This window comes from Staphylococcus simulans (genome assembly GCF_025561465.1).
GTDB classification, from domain to species: domain Bacteria; phylum Bacillota; class Bacilli; order Staphylococcales; family Staphylococcaceae; genus Staphylococcus; species Staphylococcus simulans.
This window is the reverse complement of record NZ_CP095100.1, coordinates 1,943,553-1,960,142: the sequence shown is the minus strand read 5'-3', so window position 1 is coordinate 1,960,142 and position 16,590 is coordinate 1,943,553. Positions and strand designations below refer to the sequence as shown.

Here is a 16,590-nt window from a genome sequence, read left to right as displayed (position 1 = left end):
TGAAGTAGAAGAAAAAATCCTCTAAATTTTTTAGTGAAAGCACTAAGTTTACAAGAAATTTACAATAGATTGTGTCATAATAGATAAGAAAGATTGTAGTAGAGGAGGGCGTTATGATGGCAGAAGATAATGGAAAGCGTCAACCAGATGAAAAACAAGTTATACCGAAAAGTCATTATAAACGAAAACGTCGAGAGTTTTTCCATAATGAAGAACGAGAACAACGTGTTGAACAAGAAAAAGAGCAACAAGCACAAGAAAAAGAAAAAGCAGCAATGCAAGCTAAAAACAATGAAGAACGTGTGAAAGACAACTTAAGAAAAGCACGTATTGAAAAATTGACACAAGAAGAAATTCAACATCAACAAGAAATTGCGCAAGGTAAACGTGAGCCTGAAGTAGAAAATGAACAAACAGAGACACCGAAGGCAAAAACATCATCAAAAGATGAATCCTTACATAAAGAACAGCCATCAACATCCACTGCAGGTGCGAAAAAAGAAACAGTGAAGAATGAAAAAACTGTTTCAAATGTTTCATCAGTCACAGTAGACGATGACACAAAAATTCATGAGCACGCAACATCAGAAGAACCAACAGAGACAGAATCAGAAACAAAACCGCCTCATAAAGATGGCGAACCTGCAAAACACAGTACACAAAGCAATCAGGCCAAAGCATTCTTTGAAAAACATTGGGCTAAAATCGCAATTGCGGTCGGCGTAATTATTTTATTGCTATTACTCTTTGCGATATTCCATAATCTAAGAAGTGATAATGGAAGTGCCGGTGATGTCGCAACGTTTGATGGCAGTGGCGATAAACAAGAGACAGCTATGATGAAAGCAGCAAAAAGTTCGATTCATTCAGTCGTAACAGTTGAGAACAAAACAAAAAATAAAAGCTCAATTGATAAAGAAACCGCAAATTCTGATAATGAAATTGGTTCAGGTGTCGTCTACAAAAAAGTAGACGACTCCATTTTTATATTGACGAATAGTCATGTAGTCGGCGATAAAAAAACACAACGTATTTTATACGATGACAACAAAGAAACAACAGGGAAAGTCATCGGTAAAGATAAATATTCAGATGTAGCAGTTGTGAAAGCAAACGTTGAAAAAGATAGTGATGTCAAAGCTATACGTATTGGTGATTCTAAACAACTTCAATTAGCAGAACCTGTTATAACAGTTGGAAATCCGTTAGGAGCTGACTTTAAAGGCAGTATTTCAAATGGTGTCGTTTCAGGTTTAAATCGTAATGTACCTGTAGATATCGATAAAGACAACCACTATGATGTACTGACAAAAGCCTTTCAAATTGATGCGCCCGTCAACCCTGGTAACTCAGGCGGTGCAGTAGTTGATCAAAACGGTAAATTAGTTGGTATCGTCTCTTTAAAAATTGATATGCCGGCAGTAGAAGGCATGGCCTTTGCGATTCCAGTTAATAAAGCTGTGACGCTCGCAAAACAATTAGAAGATAAAGGTAAAATTGATTATCCGAATACAGGTGTTGCTTTATCGAATGTCGCTGATTTATCAGATCAAGAACGTGATCAATTCAAAGTTCCTAAAGATTTACAACAAGGTACTGTAGTCAGAGAAGTAAATCAAAACTCACCAGGTGAAAAAGCAGGTTTAAAAACAGGGGATATTATTGTAGAATTAGATGGTAAAAAAATTGAAGATAATTTAAGATATAGACAGATTGTCTTTGAACACCAAGCAGATTTGAAACCATTATCTGCAAAAATATATCGAAATGGTAAACTAAAAAGTATAACGATTAAATTGAAGTAGTGTTGAGGTGAAAACAGTTGTCCATTTTTAACCAGTTATTTAAAAGATCCAGTCCTCAACAAGGTATTGTCTTATTCTATTTGATTGCGATTATCGCAGCATTTTTGATGTTAAATTTACCTGGCGTGCATAAGCCTGGTGTGCACGTGGATCCCATTGATACATTATTTGTGGCTGTATCAGGGATCAGTGTGACTGGATTGACACCTGTGACGATTGCCGATACATATTCGACTTTCGGACAAATTGTCATTATGATTATTTTAAATATCGGCGGTGTCGGCGTCATGGCATTAGGTACGGTGTTATGGCTCATTTTAGGTAAACATATCGGCTTACGTGAACGTCAGATGATTATGTTGGATAATAACCGCCATACGATGAGTGGTGCGGTTCAATTGATTATTGAAATTGTCAGAGCCGTCTTATTGATTGAACTTGTCGGTGCGCTATTACTAGCCTTTTATTTCTATAGAGATACCGCAGATATCCAATATGCGTTAATGCAGGGCTTCTTCGTTTCAGTGGCCTCTACAACTAACGCAGGACTCGATATTACAGGGAATTCATTGATTCCTTATGCGAATGATTATTTCGTACAAGCGATTGTGATGTTCTTGATTACACTGGGTTCTATCGGGTTCCCGGTACTATTAGAAATTAAAGCGTATATCAGTAATAGAAATCCGAACTTTCGCTTCTCATTATTCGCGAAAATCACAACGATTACGTATTTCGCATTATTCTTATTCGGAACAGTGATGATTTTAATCTTAGAGATGGGCAACACGTTGAAAGACGTCAGTTGGCATAAAGCACTCTTTTATGCCATGTTCCAATCGACTACAACCAGAAGTGCCGGATTACAGACAGTAGACATCTCACAATTTACAGATGCGACCAACTCATTGATGGGGACATTGATGTTTATCGGATCTTCACCAAGTTCAGTAGGTGGGGGCATTCGAACAACGACATTTGCGATTCTGATTCTCTTTATTTTAAATTTCCGTACGGATTCAGAACGTATTACCATCAAAGTCTTTAATAGAGAAATCTTGCCGTCAGATATCCAAAAGACCTTTATGGTGTTTAGTGTTGCAACAATCTTATCACTAACATCAATTGTGATTATTCAAGCAGTAGAAGGCAGTAAAATGTCTATTCTTCAAGTCTTCTTTGAAGTCATGTCTGCATTCGGAACCTGTGGGTTATCGCTAGGTCTCTCGAGTGATGGTACAGATATCACCAAAGTGGTCTTGATGGTCTTGATGTTTATCGGACGGGTTGGATTAATCTCCTTCATCTTAATGATTGGCGGCAGAAAAGAGCCTGTCTTGTATCACTATCCAAAAGAAAAAGTACAAATTGGTTAAAAAGTAACCTAGTAGAAATTTAAATCACATTCAACATCATTAAACATAGAAATAACTACAATAAATAAAGCATGCGTTTGAAGCTCTGGATTGAGCTCAAACGCATGCTTTTTATATGCTTATTTAAAACAATTTTTACCAGTCTTGAACAGATTTACGTTCACCTTTGAAATTACCGCTTTTTTGATGTCTGCTTTGTAGAACTTGTTTCACATCATCTACAGTTACACCACAAGCGTGGAGTAACACAAAGAGGTGATATAAAACGTCGGCTGTTTCATTAGCTAATTCTTCTTGATCGTTCTTCATAGCAGCAATCACAACTTCAAATGCTTCTTCACCGAATTTCTTCGTGATTTTCTCAATACCTTCATTCAATAAGTAATGAGTATATGATTTGTCATCATCGCTGTTTGCGCGTGATTGCACAATGTCTTCTAAACTATCGATAAAGAAAGGTGTTTCTGTATTGAAACAACTCGTTGAACCTGTATGACAAGTTGGACCATCTGGATTGACGAAGACTAATATTGTATCTTGATCACAATCTAATTTAAGATCAACGACATGTTGGTAGTTGTGAGAAGACTCACCTTTTTTCCATAAGCGTTCTTTGCTTCGAGAATAAAACCAACACACTTTATCTTCTAAAGTTTTTTGATACGCTTCTTCATTCATATATCCCAGCATTAACACTTGTTTAGTTTGATAGTGTTGTAAGATTGCGGGTACTAATCCTTTTGAAAAGTCTGGTGTTATTGCCATCTGACTTCAACTCCTTCTTCTTTTAGAAATGCTTTCACAGCGCCGACGGTTGTTTCTTTATCATGGAAAATGCTGGCAGCGAGCCCGGCTGAAACATCAGTTTCCTTAAATAAATCCGCAAAGTGTTGCGCATTGCCGCCACCGCCTGAAGCGATAATCGGAATAGATACACGGTCATTGATTAATGATAATAAGCGGTGATCAAAACCTTGTTTGACACCATCGTAATCCATACTAGTCACAAGCAATTCACCAGCACCTAATGCTTCGACTTCTTGAACCCAGTCTAAAGTGCGTTTATCTGTGCGTTGCTTACCGCCATGTGTATAACAGAACCAATCTTGTTTATCTTCTTCCCATTTCGCATCAATTGCGACGCAAATACATTGCGTACCGAATTTCTGACTTGCCTCCGCAATTAATTCTGGATTTCTTAATGCGCTAGAGTTTAATGAAACTTTATCTGCACCATGTTTTAACAAGATAGAGATATCTTCAACAGAATTGATACCGCCGCCGATGGTTAATGGGATAAACAGTTTTGAAGCAGTCTCTTCGATAATATCTAACATCATTTGATGACCACTTTCAGTACGTGAAATATCTAAGAAAACAAGTTCGTCTGCTAGTTCTTGGTTATAGTACGCTGCCATTTCCACAGGGTCGCCGATATCACGCAATCCTTTAAACTTCACACCTTTGACGACACGACCGTCTTTGACATCAAGACAAGGGATGATACGCTTTTTTATCATTCTAATCCCTCCCAAAAGGCTTCAGTATTCGCAGCTTTGCCGACGATAGCCGCATGTACACCATCCGCTTCTAAACGCTTCAAATCATCAGAACTGCGGATTCCGCCAGATGCGACGACGGGTAGGGCAGTCGCTTGCGCAAGTTGTTTCGTTAATTCGAAGTTCGGTCCTTCTAATTTACCGTCTTTCGAAATATCTGTATAAATCAAGCCGCCAAGCGGTAAGTGTTCAATGGTCTTAACGAATTCAAATAAGTTCAATCCTGTTTCTTCTAACCATCCGTTAACTTTGATTTCGTCAACATAAGCGTCTACAGATAGGTAAATACGATTTGGAAACTGTTCAGCAGCTGTTTTAAGCCATGCGGTATCTTGAATACCTTTCGTTCCGACAATCACATAAGCGACACCTTTATTGAAATAATCTTCAATCGTTTCAGTAGAACGAATACCGCCGCCAACTTCAATCGGCAAATCTGTTAAACCAACAAGTTGTTCAATATAATCCGCTTCAACAGGTTGTTTGGTTTTTGCAGCGATTAAATCGATAACATGGATACGTTTCACACATTTATAACGACTATAGAATTGAACGGCTTCTTCTGCCGTTCTCGCCATCGCTTCTTTCGTTTCATAGTCACCTTCAGTTAAACGCACACTTTGTGAATCGATTAAATCAATTGCTGGCCATACTTCAATCATGAATAAAACCGCCTTTCAATGCTTGGTCTAAAATAGCTAATCCGAAATCACCGCTTTTTTCTGGATGAAATTGGATACCGATTTTATTATCTTTTTGGACAATGGCGGTAATCGGCAGACCATATTCCGCTGTCGCAATAATCGGTGCAGGTGTTTGAACGTAATAAGAGTGAATAAAGTAAACGTCTTTATCTAAAAGAGGGTGTTTACTTTCTAAATTATTCCAACCTAAGTGCGGTACAGGGTATGGTGTATCAATCGGCACGACACGACCAGGAATCATACCTAAACCCTCTACATCGCCTTCATCACTGTGTTCAAACATCAGCTGCATACCTAAACAAATGCCGATCATCGGTTTCTTGTCTTGAAGCTCAATCAGTAACTTATCTAGGCCGGAAGCTTTGAGTGCTGTCATCGCATCTTTAAAATGACCGACACCTGGTAAGATAATATGCGAGCTTTCTTTAATTGTGTCAAAATCGCTTGTCAGTTGTGCATCGTAGCCTAAGTGATTGACCGCGCGTTCAACATTTTTGATATTTCCGACACCATAGTCTACAATCGCGATCATTCAATCACTCCTTTAGAGGAAGGCACACCTTGTGTATCGCTTTCTGAAAGTGCGATTTTTAAACTGCGCGCAAAGGCTTTAAAAATCGCTTCAATTTCATGATGCGTATTACCGCCGCGGATTAAATCAATGTGTGTTGTCAAACGGGCATTAATCACAAGCGCTCTAAAGAATTCTTCGACAAGTTCTGTATCGAATGTACCGACTTTCTCTTTAGAGAATTCGGCATTAAATGATAAGAAAGGACGTCCACTGATATCTGTAACGACACGTGCTAACGTTTCATCCATTGGAATATAGAAAGTACCGTATCGTGTAAAAGATTTTTTATCACGAACAGCTTCTAATAATAATTGACCTAACACAATTCCGATATCTTCTGTTGTGTGATGATCATCAACATAGGTATCACCCTCAACTTTTAACTGAAGGGCAATACCGCTATGGAAGCTGAACAAAGTCAACATATGGTCTAAGAAGCCAACCCCTGTTGAAATCGATGTTTCTGATTGATTGGTAAAATCTAGCGTTGCTTCTATAAAGGTCTCTTTAGTTGCGCGTGTTTTATGATAAGTCATTTTGTTCACTCCATTCCTTGATGATTTGTGAGAGTTGATCGAGTTCTTGATCTGTCGCAATAGAATAACGGACAGCTTCATTTAATTCAGGTTCATCATAAATACGTGGTTTAAAACCATGTTCCATCACGTATTCACCTAAACTGCGTGCTTTTGGTCCATATGTGAAGACAAAGTTTGCTTTAGATGGAATCACTTTTAAATCATTGCTGTGGTAAGGTTTGAAAATATCATTAAGTTTACGACATAAGTAACGTTGTTCTGCGATCAGATTCATAACGCGTTTAGTATCTTTAAATAATGTTTCCGCTAGTGTTAAAGATAAAGTGCTCATCGGATACGGGTGTGCGAAACGATTTAATAATTGAATCGTTTTTGGTGTTGAAATCACGACACCGATACGTAAGCCAGCTAACGCGAAGGCTTTACTTAATGTTTTCATGACGATGATATGATCTTCTAACGCTACTTCAATCGGTTCGCCAAATTCAATATAAGCTTCATCAATGACAAAGTAACCGCCAAGTGCTTTCATTTTGTCGCTGATAGCTTTCAAGAAATTGAAAGGATATTGTTCGCCTGTTGGGTTATGTGGCACGCTCATGATAAAGAACGCAGGTTGAACGTCATCAATACGGTTTAAAATCGTTTCGAGTGAGAAGCGGAAATCTTGGTCGCATGAGACATATTCAATGTCACGCTCAGTTTGGCGCGCAAATTCGGTATACATAACAAAATCTGGGCTTAACGTAAGTACTGGGCCTTCTGGCAGAGCTAACATACATTTTTGAATCCATTCATCAGATCCGTTCGCAGCTAAAACTTGATTGGTATTTAAATTATAAAAATCCGCGTATGCTTTAAGAAAATCATTATATTGTGTTTCTGGGTAGACGCGAAAATCTGTATGATTAATGACTTCTGCAATTTCTGATTTAGAAAGTGCAGGAATCGGGCTTTCGTTTTTATCAATATAAATCAATTATGATTCCTCCTGTTCTACTCTGACTTTAACTGAGGCTTCATGTTGGTATAAGCCTTCTTCATGGGCGATTGTCATAGCGCCTTCTGCAAGGTTGTTGAAGGCATGTTGGTCGTAACGGATTACAGAGTGACTTGTGAGGAAGTCATTGACTGTTAAACCGTTTGTGAAGCGGGATGTTTGGTTAGTAGGCAAGACGTGGCTTGGCCCTGCGTTATAATCGCCTAAAGCTTCAGGTGCATAAGAACCTAAGAACATTGCGCCAGCATATTTGATTTTGTTGATGTAATAGTCAGGTTCTTTTGTTTGAATTGATAAATGTTCAGGTGCGACATAGTTTGCGATTTCTATATTATCTTCGATACTTTCAGTCAAAATAGGGTAGTGGAAGTCTCGTACACTTGGTTCGATAATCGCTTTTCTTGGGGCGTTGTTGATAGCCTCTGGTAATAACGCTTCTACTTCTTCTAATAAAGATTGACTTGTAGATAATAAAAAAGTACGTGCACGCTCATCGTGTTCAGCTTGTGCTAAGATATCTTGAACAATAAATTCAGGACGAGATGTTTCATCTGCGATAATCATAATCTCACTTGGTCCAGCGATTTGATCAATACCGACATAGCCATAAAGTAATTGTTTCGCTAACGCAACAAACTGATTACCTGGTCCGACGATCTTATCAACTTTAGGTACAGTTTCCGTACCAAAGGCTAACGCCGCAATACTTTGTGCACCGCCGACTTGGAAAGTACGATCGACACCCGCAATTTTACAAGCTGCTAGAATACTTGGTTTAATGCCTTCAGCTTGTGGAGGTGTCACTGCGATAATTTCTTTGACCCCTGCAACTTTAGCAAGTGTCGCAGTCATTAAAACAGTCGAAGGATAAGCGGCTTTACCGCCTGGAACATAAATACCGACACTTTCAAGCGGGTTATAAATTTCACTTGTGTATTCGCCGATAACATCTTCATGTTTGATACGTTCTTGGAATGCTTTGATATTTTCAAAGCTTTGTGTCAAAGCTTCACGTAATTCTGGTGAGATTTGAGTCAAGCTGGCTTCAACATCCGCTTGCGGTACTTCTAATTGTGAAAGTTCGACACCGTCAAATTGTTTATTATAGTCAAATAAGGCTTTGTCTTGATTCTTTTTGACGTTTTGAATGATTGTGTTGACTTGGTCGATTAATGATTGTTCGATATCTGAAACGTTTTGGAAACGCGCATAAAATTCAGTTTTATTAAGCATGTATAGAAACCCCCAGTTGTGTAATGAATTGATTAATAGCGTCTGATTTACTGAAGAAAGCATGTTTATTGGTAATTAATTTCGCATTTACATTACCAATTTGTTCACGTTCTTCTAATCCGTTAGATTTAAGTGTTGTCCCTGTTTGGACGATATCCACGATAGCATCAACCATATTGACGACAGCTGCGAGTTCCACTGATCCAGATAAAGGAATGATGCTGACATCTTGACCGAGTTGATTGAAATATTGGCGTGTAGTATTAACGTAAGTCGTCGCAACACGATTGATATCTGTCACACCAGGTTTGGCTGCTACAGAAAAGTGGCATTGACCGAATGGTAAATCGATATAGTTATTCACATTATGATTTGGCTTTTCACTTAAGATATCACTGCCGGTAATCCCTAAATCTGCGATACCTTCTTCAACATAAGTAGGGACATCTGTTCCTTTAACTAAAATGAATTTAATATCTTTTACGGTAATCTGCAGCTTACGTTCACGTTGATGTAAAGCTTCTGCCCATATAGGATTGTTGTTGCGTTCTAAAAATGCGATGAAGTCTTTGAGTAATCTCCCTTTGCTGAGGGCAATCGTTAACATAATTTGTTCCTCCTAATCTAATTGAATCCCAAAACCGAAACCATCGATTGTTCCACTGTAATGACCGCCTGACATTATCGGTTCAGACTGGCTATTTTCAAACAGCTGCATAAAGCTGCCGATATAGTAAGTTTTCGGTGGCATTGTTGTTACATCTAAGTGAATCGTTTGGATGCCTGCACGTTTTAATTCTTCTGACCATCGTAATAAAGATAAGTATGTCGGATGATCGTTAGGGATAATATTTCGAATATAATCCAGTTGCAAATGAGTCGGTTGTTTCAATAAACCTAAAAGTTTATGACCTTTAGGCAACTGCTGATTAAGTTCAGAAAGGTTACGTTCATTAATCAATTGTAAGATTTTTGGTGTGCGTTCTTCTTCACTTAACAACAACGATAACAGTTGATAGTGACCAATCACCGCAAAATCTACCTCGCGTTTCATTTCCTTTTGAACAAATCCCAACATTAACTGAAAGCTCGTCAACATTTCTTGGTAAGTCGGATGAAATACTTCAATACCTAAGTTTGTGCTGATATGTTCATTGTTTGCGATAGGGCCTGCATATACGGCTTGTTTTAAATTTAAAGCATACGTTCTGACATAATGTTGAAGTTGATCTGTCCAGTCATTACGAAGCGCAAAGAAATTTTGACCATTTTTCCAAATACTGCGCGTTCCCATACTTTCTAAATCATCTTGCGTCAACTGTTGCCAATTCAAACGTTCAATAAAATGCAGGTCTATCACTTCATATTGATGAGATTGGAAATATTTTAAAAAGCGGAGTTCCAAATCTTTTCGTTTAAGCACTTTATCTTGGTATTCGATGTATTCCATTTATAGTTCCTCACTTCCATCAACGCTTTCACTCTCTACCGAACTAAAGCGTATTGATTTAATGACGTAATCATAGCACGAAATCACAGTTAAATCAATAGAATATTCAGAATATGATAATTATTACGAAAAGACTCATTAATATAAGAATATTCAGAAAATTTATTGACGCTAGCGGTTTTTATTGTATATTATTTTTAATAGATAGAGAACACTTTAAAAAAGCGGTGTTTTCATGAAAAAGTATGTTGCTAGAACAATAATTATTGCCACTTTATTACTAGGAATGGGAACAACTACAATTGCAAATGCTTACGAATGGGCAGAAGGTGGAAAATGGAGTCATGGAATAGGCTCAACATATGTTTGGTCATATTACACACATAATAGTTATGGTCATGATTCTACAGCAATCGGCAAATATCGTTCAGATAGTGGCTATACCACTGCTGAAAAACAAGCACGTGCATCTGCGGAAAAAGCTTGGTGGGGTAACCAAGCATATTATAGAGTGTATTAGAATATCATAAAAAAAGAGTGGGGCTGGGACATAAATCCAGCCCCTTTTATATTTTAGATGTGAAGCTAATTTTGCAAAGCAAAAAAGTTAAAATATATAAATTAGCTAGTATACTAGGCTATGTGTACGAGGATAAATTTAAATCTAAACATAGTTTATATAGAGAGATTTTAATTGTAGTAGAAAATGAATAGTCTGATTGATAGGATAGAAAGTGTTGGTTTGATGTGGGTTTCTAAATGGATTTGAATAATTTAAAGCTCAGATAAGCAGTTATTTCTATTTTATTGTTTTATATACCTTTTACTAAATGAAAGTAATTTTTGATTGAAATACGTAATTGAGAATCATTATCAATGGTGGTAAACTATGATTAAGTTATATTCACACGATAAATTTAACGACAGATTTTTAAGGAGGAGATACATGCATGCAACGTGAGAAATTAGAAGTTAAAGATTTAATTAACATCGGGCTCTTTACCGCAATATTCTTTGTGTTAATTACACCTGTAGGTATTGCTGGGATTGTGCCAGTGATTATGTTTTTCTTACCTGCATTATTTGCGGTTATTGGCAGTGTACCTATTATGTTGTTGGTAGCTAAAACACAAAAGTTTGGTGCTTTAAGTATCAGTGGTATTGTAGTGAGCTTAGTATTGTTTATTATGGGTCACCCAGGGCTCGCATTAATTACTGGTATTCCATTACCGATTCTAGCTGATTTAATTATGAAGATCGGCAACTATCGTCATTGGATTACATTAAGTATCGGTTATATTGTCTTTTCATTTTGGTCACTCGGCAGTTTGCTTCCATTTTACTTCGCAAGACAATCCTTTTTCGATTATCTAGAACAAAAAAGAGGACACGAATATACAGCATTACTAGATAAACTATTCACGCTACAAACATTACCAATCATTATAGTGACTTGTATGGTCGGTGCTGTTATCGGAATTGTCATCGCAAGAATTCTATTTAAAAAACATTTTGTACGTGCAGGTATGGTCTCATGATCAAAATGCAAATTGATCCAAGAATAAAATTGTTAAGTATGGTATTGATATCCTTTATCGCTTTAACAGGAACTACTACGGGTCATGCGGTTTATCCACGACTTGTAATTATTCTGATACCTACATTTTGTCTGCTTTATCTACATTATTATAAAGCTGGCTTATTATGCTTTTTTATTCTTTTTACTGGATGGTATATCGAAACATTCCAATTGAGAGATTACCATGCGGTTGTGTATAGTTTGATATTTATAATAGCCAATTTGCTTACACGTTTTTTACCTGCTGCTTTAATGGGATTTGTCTTATTTAAAACAACGTCAGTTGAAATGTTCATTCGTGCATTAGAGAAAATGAAGTTTCCAAATGTGTTGACGATTCCTTTAGCGGTCATGTTTCGTTTTCTTCCTGTGGTCTATCAAGAATCGCAAAACATTAAACATGCGATGCGTATGCGGGGTATGACGACACTTCAAGCGTTTCTACATCCGCTACGTTATACCGAAATGCGTATTGTACCGTTAATTAATCGAGTGGTCAAAATTTCAAATGAGTTGACAGCCGCTTCTTTAACAAGAGGACTGTCTGTAGACGCTGCACGTACGTCACTCATTGTATTTAAAATGACCGCAATCGACAAAACTGTCGCAGGATTCTTAATTTTACTTGTTTTATTTTATTACGTTATATAAGAGGGAGGCTCAAATGATTCAATTTAACAATGTAACTTTCAGCTACAGTGCTTCAGATAAAAATGCATTAGAAGATTTTAATTTAACTATTCGTCCTGGCGAAGTGGTCTGTTTAACAGGATTATCAGGATGCGGAAAATCAACAGTACTAAGATTAATCAACGGGCTAATTCCTCAGTTTTTCTCAGGTGAAATCGCAGGAGATATTGTCATCGCAGGACAAAACATGAAGGACTATGCTTTCAAAGATTTAAGTCGCCAAATCGGCAGTATCTTTCAAAATCCTAGATCACAATTCTTCTGTACACATGTATTAAATGAACTTGCCTTTGAACTAGAAAATTACTATACAGACCCAGAAGAAATTCAATCACGAATTATTAGAGCAGTAGATCAATATCAAATTAATGATTTACTGGAAAGTAATGTCTTTGAATTGTCGGGTGGTCAACAACAAATGATTGCCTGTATCAGTATTGAAATCGCAGGACAAGCGCTTATTGTCATGGATGAACCTTCTTCAAATTTAGATTTCAAAGCCGTTCAAAAATTAGCACGTATGATTCAATCTTGGAAGCAACAAGGGAAGACGATTGTTATTGCGGAACATCGTCTGCATTATTTATTAGATTTGGCAGATCGTTTTATCTTAATTGAATCAGGTCAGATTACTAAAGCGTGGAATCAAGATGATTTTCGTCAATTAGAACTAAAACAATTAAAAGCACATGGTTTACGAGCGACAGATTTAACACGACTACGACCAAAACGATCAGAACCTTCATCACACGATGTGATACCTATACAAAACTGGCAATATCGCTATCAGAAAAAAGAAACATTAGATTTAAATATTAAGCGATTTGATTTACATAAAGGTGCGATAACAGCGATAGTCGGCCACAATGGGGCAGGGAAATCTACATTCGCGAAAGCATTAATGGGTGCAGTTAAGTTAAATAAAGACGCGGTCATTATGAATGGTACACATAAAATACGTCAAAAACAGTGGAAGCACGATGTATATCAAGTCTTTCAAAATGTAGAGTCTCAACTTTTCGGTGAAACTGTAGAAGAAGAAATCAGATTCAGTCATCGTAATATGTCAGATACTGATTTACTACATGTGTTAGATACGATTGATTTAAAACAACATCGTGATAAACATCCCTTATCACTTTCAAACGGAGAAATGCAGCGACTGGCGATTGCGAGTGCTAAAGAAAGCGGCAGACCTATTTTAGTATTTGATGAACCAACCAGTGGTTTAGATGGCAAACGTATGTCTGAATTTGCGACAGAATTACGACAATTAAAAGGCCAAGGGTATACAATTCTGGTCATTACACATGACTATGAATTGATTATAAACAGCGCAGATTATATTGCGGAATTTCATGAAGGGGAGGTCAAACACCACTATCCGCTTGATATGCGTAATGTCAAAGCGCTTCAAAACTTCTTCGAATTATAAATATTTAATAATAACGCAAATATAATAGTGTCATTTTAACTACTTTAAAAAACATAAATAATAGTAATGACATTGATTTAAGGGTGTGCTATACTCCCTTTATACATTGTTAATGAGAATGATTATCATTATTGGTGTAAAAATTAATGATTAGGAGCGTTATCAACGTGAGAAACAACAAAGAGAGAACAGTTATGAACCATGCCAACCAGAAAGCGTACCAATATTCAATTCGTAAATTTACTGTCGGAGCAGCTTCGATAGCTGTAGGTGCAGTGATCTTCTTAGGAGGAGGACAAGCACAAGCAGCTGAACAAGAAGCGCCCGTATCAAACGCAGCAGCACCGACTACTGTAACGGATAGCGGCACTTCGACGACACCAAACGCGACACCTGTTTCAGCGCCAAAAACAGTTGAGTCAAAAGAGAAAGAAGCAAATAAACCACAAGCAGCATCTACAGCACAATCTCAAACAGACTCAAAACCGACACCTGAGAAAGTTGAAACAACACCAGCACCAAAACAAGAAGCACCACAAACAGAAAAAGCAACAGCAGCACCAACAAATCAAGTCTCAGTACAAGAAGCAATAAAACAACCATCTTTACAAGATCCTCACGCAAACGAAGAGCGTTACCCAGTAGAGTTTAAAGTTGTTAAACCAAATACTGACGAAGAAGCATTCTTCCATGCATCAAATATTAAACAAACTGCTCAATTTATGAAAGGTGATAAAGTATCAACTGTTGAATTAACATTAGACATTCCAACAATTTGGGATAGATTTGATGTTTATCAAGAGAACCATAAATTAAATACACAAATCACTGCTTACGATAAAGCAAAAAATACAGCTAAGTTACAATTCGCAGTTCCAAACAATACACAAAGTGTCATTGTGAAATCATCAACGAAATCATCATCAAGATTGGTTACTAGTCAAGAGTTTGAAGATGTTGAACTTAAATTCAACCAAGCTATCAACGCAAGTGATTCTAAGCCATTAACACAAGATGAATATAAGAAAAAGAAAGAAACAGAAGCATTTGACAATGCGATTACGCTAGAAGATAAAATTTATCAACTTAAAAAATTGATGGCGAAAGATAAAGTGCCTACAAGAGAAGATAAAGAAATGCTTGCTGACTATGAAGAACAATTAAAAGAACAGTTAGAAGCAGCGAAAAAAGAATTTAAAAATGCGCCATTGTCAGATTTCACAATTACGAACCCAGAACAACATAACTTTGAAGTGTTGCATAGTAAGAAAAATGAGCCCTCACATATGGACTTTGAAGTAGTCAAACCTATGCAAGTCTTCCAACAAAACGGTAAACACTATGTGGCGATGACAATTAAGTCAGAAAGCATGTGGGATGACTTTATGGTAGATACTAAGGAAGGTTACGAGCGTGTGAAAACGATCGCACGTGATACGAAGAAGAATGAAAGAACAGTCGTCTTCCCATATCAAGTTGGTATTGATCACTATGATGCGATTGTGAAGGTCAGCTTACCTAAAATTAACTACGAAGGTGCTTACCACGTCAGAATTAAAGACCTTGACCAAAATAAACCGCCGACTGCACAATCAAACCAACAAAAAACAGATGCAGCAGCACCGAAAGTGACGCCTAAGCCACAAGTAGAAAAGCCAGCTCCAAAACCACAAGTTGAACAACAATCTGACCACACTACACCTAAAGTAGAAACTTTAAATGCTGCGCCTGTTACAAAAGAAATCGGCTTTATGGTTAAAAAAGACGGTGAAGATCAAAAATCAGTCATGGATGATTATATGGACCACCCAGCAAAAGTGGTTAAGGAAAATGGTAAAACATTTGTACAGCTTACAATTAAAAATCCAGATTGGTGGCAATCATTTGAACTATTTGATGGTGCACAACAGCTCAAACAACATGAGGTTTCAAAAACAGCAGATCAAAAAGTTATTAACTTTGAAGTGAAACCAGGTACAAAGATGTTAACAAGTAAGGTGCATATTGTAGTCCCAGGCATCAATTACAACAATAAATATACGACACAAATTGCTTTTGACGAAGCGGTTGCTGATTTAAAAGCACCTGAGTCAAAACCACAAGTTAAACCTATGCCTAAGCCACAAGAAAAAGCTGAAGATCAAGCAACTGATAAAGTTGTAGATAAAACAGCTGAAAAAGAAAAAGTACAACCAAAAGTTATCACACCTGAAAAAGATACTAAGCAAGTCGATGAATCGACTGAAAAAGCATCGGATGAGTCTAATGTAAAACCAGAAATAAAAGTAGAACCGATGTCAGTTCAAAAAACAGAACCAAAAGTATCTGAAGTTGTGACAGAAGTACAAGATGCGGTAGCAACTCAACCATCTATGAAAGCTATAGCATCTAAATCTGTAAAATCGCTTGGTTCAGTTAAAGCTAAAGAAATGAAGTCTGAAACTGTAAAATCAGTTAAAGGAAACAACTCAACACCTGCTAAGGCAAAAGCATTGCCGAAAACTGGTACAGAAGAAACAGCGACAACATTCGGTATTTTATCTGTATTTTTAGGTGGTATCGCACTGTTTTGGAATAGACACGTGAAATCAAAGAAAAATAGTCTGTAATGTATTCCTGAGAATCAAGAAAATGAGGTTGTGGGTC

16 protein-coding genes are annotated in these 16,590 nt (G+C 37.2%); 7 read left to right on the top strand and 9 right to left on the bottom strand.

All coding sequences use genetic code 11. The annotated features are described in order from the left end of the window. Positions 1-113: 113 nt before the first annotated feature. Both MUA87_RS09230 and MUA87_RS09225 read left to right on the top strand, forming a co-directional pair. Positions 114-1,805, top strand: coding sequence for a S1C family serine protease (locus tag MUA87_RS09230; RefSeq protein ID WP_107597164.1), 1,692 nt, complete (start codon positions 114-116; stop codon positions 1,803-1,805). A 17-nt stretch (positions 1,806-1,822) separates the two neighbouring features. Next, positions 1,823-3,181 carry a TrkH family potassium uptake protein gene (locus tag MUA87_RS09225; protein ID WP_002480422.1) on the top strand — a complete coding sequence of 453 codons (1,359 nt, stop codon included), beginning with the start codon at positions 1,823-1,825 and terminating at the stop codon, positions 3,179-3,181. Between the two features lie 135 nt (positions 3,182-3,316). Here MUA87_RS09225 and hisIE read toward each other — a convergent pair whose 3' ends face one another. From hisIE to MUA87_RS09180, 9 genes are read right to left on the bottom strand one after another with little or no spacing between them, the layout of a single operon-like run. Beyond that, a complete protein-coding gene (gene hisIE, locus MUA87_RS09220) occupies positions 3,317-3,946 on the bottom strand; it encodes a bifunctional phosphoribosyl-AMP cyclohydrolase/phosphoribosyl-ATP diphosphatase HisIE (protein WP_002480423.1) in 630 nt (209 codons plus the stop codon). Further along, entirely contained in the window at positions 3,937-4,701 is a 765-nt protein-coding gene (hisF, locus tag MUA87_RS09215) for an imidazole glycerol phosphate synthase subunit HisF (protein WP_002480424.1), read from the bottom strand. Before hisF ends, hisIE begins: the two co-directional genes overlap by 10 nt. After that, positions 4,698-5,402, bottom strand: a complete 705-nt coding sequence (gene hisA, locus MUA87_RS09210) for a 1-(5-phosphoribosyl)-5-((5-phosphoribosylamino)methylideneamino)imidazole-4-carboxamide isomerase (protein ID WP_002480425.1) — start codon at positions 5,400-5,402, stop codon at positions 4,698-4,700. Before hisA ends, hisF begins: the two co-directional genes overlap by 4 nt. Continuing rightward, complete coding sequence (gene hisH / locus MUA87_RS09205; RefSeq protein ID WP_002480426.1) at positions 5,395-5,976, bottom strand: imidazole glycerol phosphate synthase subunit HisH; 582 nt, start codon at positions 5,974-5,976, stop codon at positions 5,395-5,397. Before hisH ends, hisA begins: the two co-directional genes overlap by 8 nt. Continuing rightward, positions 5,973-6,554, bottom strand: a complete 582-nt coding sequence (gene hisB / locus MUA87_RS09200; protein ID WP_262550615.1) for an imidazoleglycerol-phosphate dehydratase HisB — start codon at positions 6,552-6,554, stop codon at positions 5,973-5,975. The genes hisH and hisB overlap by 4 nt, the downstream gene beginning before the upstream one ends. Beyond that, positions 6,541-7,536 (bottom strand): pyridoxal phosphate-dependent aminotransferase, encoded by a 996-nt coding sequence (locus tag MUA87_RS09195; protein ID WP_002480428.1) that lies wholly within the window; start codon positions 7,534-7,536, stop codon positions 6,541-6,543. Before MUA87_RS09195 ends, hisB begins: the two co-directional genes overlap by 14 nt. After that, positions 7,537-8,790 (bottom strand): histidinol dehydrogenase, encoded by a 1,254-nt coding sequence (gene hisD, locus MUA87_RS09190; protein ID WP_262550612.1) that lies wholly within the window; start codon positions 8,788-8,790, stop codon positions 7,537-7,539. It abuts the gene before it with no gap. Then, the gene (gene hisG / locus MUA87_RS09185; RefSeq protein ID WP_002480430.1) at positions 8,783-9,397 is read right to left on the bottom strand and encodes an ATP phosphoribosyltransferase; all 615 of its coding nucleotides are present in this window, start codon (positions 9,395-9,397) and stop codon (positions 8,783-8,785) included. The genes hisD and hisG overlap by 8 nt, the downstream gene beginning before the upstream one ends. A gap of 12 nt (positions 9,398-9,409) precedes the next feature. Further along, positions 9,410-10,240: an ATP phosphoribosyltransferase regulatory subunit gene (locus MUA87_RS09180; RefSeq protein WP_057510966.1), complete on the bottom strand. Its 831-nt coding sequence runs from the start codon at positions 10,238-10,240 to the stop codon at positions 9,410-9,412. Positions 10,241-10,475: 235 nt separating this feature from the next. Between MUA87_RS09180 and MUA87_RS09175 the strand changes: the two genes are divergently transcribed. The 5 genes from MUA87_RS09175 to MUA87_RS09155 all read left to right on the top strand — a co-directional run bounded on the left by MUA87_RS09175 (position 10,476) and on the right by MUA87_RS09155 (position 16,553). Beyond that, a complete protein-coding gene (locus MUA87_RS09175; protein WP_262550610.1) occupies positions 10,476-10,760 on the top strand; it encodes a lactococcin 972 family bacteriocin in 285 nt (94 codons plus the stop codon). 430 nt (positions 10,761-11,190) lie between these two features. Continuing rightward, the gene (locus tag MUA87_RS09170; protein ID WP_105966972.1) at positions 11,191-11,778 is read left to right on the top strand and encodes an MptD family putative ECF transporter S component; all 588 of its coding nucleotides are present in this window, start codon (positions 11,191-11,193) and stop codon (positions 11,776-11,778) included. Then, on the top strand, positions 11,775-12,470 hold the full coding sequence (locus MUA87_RS09165; RefSeq protein ID WP_262550608.1) for an energy-coupling factor transporter transmembrane component T: 696 nt from the start codon (positions 11,775-11,777) through the stop codon (positions 12,468-12,470). Before MUA87_RS09170 ends, MUA87_RS09165 begins: the two co-directional genes overlap by 4 nt. Before the next feature lie 13 nt (positions 12,471-12,483). Further along, a complete protein-coding gene (locus MUA87_RS09160; RefSeq protein WP_262550606.1) occupies positions 12,484-13,944 on the top strand; it encodes an ABC transporter ATP-binding protein in 1,461 nt (486 codons plus the stop codon). 167 nt (positions 13,945-14,111) lie between these two features. After that, a complete protein-coding gene (locus tag MUA87_RS09155; RefSeq protein ID WP_262550604.1) occupies positions 14,112-16,553 on the top strand; it encodes an NEAT domain-containing protein in 2,442 nt (813 codons plus the stop codon). Positions 16,554-16,590: the final 37 nt, after the last annotated feature.